Source organism: Cytobacillus mangrovibacter (assembly GCF_042865275.1).
GTDB lineage: Bacteria > Bacillota > Bacilli > Bacillales > Cytobacillaceae > Cytobacillus > Cytobacillus mangrovibacter.
Genome location: NZ_JBIACJ010000029.1, coordinates 1 through 1,780, shown reverse-complemented (window position 1 = coordinate 1,780; position 1,780 = coordinate 1). Strand labels below are relative to the sequence as shown.

The 1,780-nt window shown below is 43.5% G+C and carries 1 protein-coding gene; it reads left to right on the top strand.

The features are described 5' to 3' along the window. The first annotated feature begins 122 nt into the window (after window positions 1-122). Entirely contained in the window at window positions 123-1,400 is a 1,278-nt protein-coding gene (locus tag ACFYKT_RS22255; protein WP_389224381.1) for an IS110 family transposase, read from the top strand. Window positions 1,401-1,780 lie beyond the last annotated feature (380 nt).

The following is a 1,780-nucleotide window of genomic DNA, read 5'->3' as shown; positions in this document are numbered from 1 at the left end:
AGGAGCATTCCTGTTAGAAGGATTTTCGGGGACTTGAACAAAAAAGAGCCCTCTTGGTATGATATGGGGTGTCAAATCGTGGCGAAATGACCCCTAATTTGTTAACCAAGGAGGACTCCATAATGGATTTTAAACAAAATCAAAAAATAAATCAAGTCACCGAAAAAACACTCGTAGTCGGTATCGACATTGCGAAGCGTACACATTTCGCTTGTTTTGTGGATGATCGAGGACGAGTGCTCCAAAAATCATTCTCTGTTTCTCAATCTCGTGATGGCTTTGAACTTTTCTATCAACGGATTCTGACAGCGATGAAGGAAAACGAGAAAACAGAAGTCATCGTTGGAATTGAACCTACTGGACATTATTGGCTCAATTTAGCCTATTTTCTGGAGGAACGAGGCATTCCACTCGTGATGACGAATCCGATGCATGTCAAGCGGTCAAAGGAGTTGGACGATAATCTACCAACCAAACATGACCGCAAAGATGCGCTTGTAATCGCTCGTCTTATAAAAGACGGACGCTTCAGCTATCCACGGATTTTAAAAGATGTGGAAGCAGAGTTGCGCGTTGGATCAACGTTTCGAGGCAAGTTAACTGAAGAACTAGGTTCAGTCAAAAACATGATGATTCGATGGTTAGATCGCTATTTTCCTGAATTTACTCAGGTATTTCCGAAGTTCGGAAAAATGGCACTGGCTGCACTCGAATGTACCCCTTTTCCGAGTGATCTTCATCAGAAACAGCCCGATGAATTGCTCATTAGGTACCGCCAAGTAGAGGGGATGAAATCTCCTCAGAAACCGAAAGCTACACGTTTGATTAAAGTTGCAGCTGACTCCATCGGAGTAACAGAAGGACGTGAGATGGCCCGTTTTGAAATCGCCTCACTCGTTCGTCGTTTCAATCAGTTAGAACTAGAAATCGAAAGCATTACACAGCACTTAGTTGAGCTGGTACAAACATCTGTAGAGTACGAATGGCTCTCAACGGTTCAAGGGCTTGGAGATACAACAATTGTTGATTTGTTAGCTGAAATCGGAAGCTTTTCACACTATGAAGATCCACGCCAAATAATTAAACTCGCGGGATTAACGTTACGTGAAAACTCCTCCGGCCAGCACAAAGGGCAAAAGCGCATCTCCAAACGGGGCAGAAGAAAGTTACGCGCCCTTCTATTCCGAGTGATGATGCCGATGATTCGCCACAACGAAGCCTTTCAAAAGCTACACGAGTATTACACAAACCGTAAGGTTAATCCGTTACGAAAGAAGCAATCCATCGTGGTTCTATGTGGAAAACTACTAAAGGTGTTACATGGAATATGTATCAAGCACAAAGCGTTTGACGCACGGCGAATGATGAGGGATATTCCTAGTCTCGCAGAGGCTATGTAAGTTCTACATCCCCTTAAAAGACCTAGACAACAGGATGACACGGAGAAGCTGGCATCATTTTTTCCATTCGACTTAGAGTCCCTATAGGAGCTTCGCTAGCCTCTGCCTTATGACTAGACCGAACGAAGGAATGTAGGCACACAGATGCCCAGAGACATGGGAGGGTACGTCATCATAAGTTACGCAGAGATCCATTGTGCATCGCATAATTCACTAGCACTACTTACCATCTTTTTCTAGTAGTGACCGCGAAGCGTACCCATGTGTTGGAATAGATTCACATAATATGAAAGTAATGTTAGGAAGCGTGTCGAAAAATATTTTTTTGACACCCCACCAACGGGTCAAACCGTTGATAAATCAATATTTATAGAGGGAGG

Coding starts and splice junctions, on each gene's coding strand:
- ACFYKT_RS22255 (WP_389224381.1), top strand. CDS start 123: ATGGATTTTAAACAAAATCAAAAAATAAATCAAGTCACCGAAAAAACA.